The organism is Alcanivorax sp. HI0083, from assembly GCF_001635175.1.
The window spans coordinates 1-587 of record NZ_LWFX01000727.1; the positions used below are offsets into that span (position 1 = coordinate 1).

At 52.3% G+C, this 587-nt stretch carries 1 protein-coding gene; it reads left to right on the forward strand.

Going from position 1 to position 587, the window contains the following annotated elements; translation table 11 throughout:
- Window positions 1-413: 413 nt before the first annotated feature.
- On the forward strand, window positions 414-587 hold a 174-nt coding region (locus A3754_RS28825), incomplete at its 3' end, for a DUF6160 family protein (RefSeq protein WP_197468538.1).

Genomic DNA, 587 nt, shown 5'->3' on the forward strand with positions numbered 1-587 from the left:
GCCTGTAACTGCTGCAGCTCAGCCCGAGAGCGCGCGCGCAGCACCGCATCTGGCTCGCCGAGCCAGCGTAGTTCGCCATCAGATTGAAAAACGCAACGGAAAGTCATGGCCGGCCAGAGTAAAATGGGTTGGCTAGTCTAACCCTGTAACGCAACGATGCCCAATCCTGTTACTGCGGGTAACAGTTCAGACGGAAAGGGCACGACACCGTATCGGGCGAGAACCTGCTACGGATGTGCCAAATTAGATAAAATTCAATGATTACAGATAGATAGGTATGCCTTTGTGGCCAAAACCATTTTGTAACGGGCATATTTGTTTTTGTAACTGTTGTGTTAACGTAACTACGTGCTCTGCGAAGACTGGGGCGCACATAAGCATTACAACAACGTTGTGCACACGAGGAGAACAATATGAATTTCAAGAAACTTGCTCTGGCTGCCGCTGTAGCCGTCGCGCCGATGAGCGCCCTGGCTCTCGAGCCGATGCAGGATGAAGCCCTGTCCAGCGTGACGGGTCAGGACGGTATCAGCATGACCATTGACGGTAGCATCACAACCGACGTGTGGATTGAAGATACAGACGGC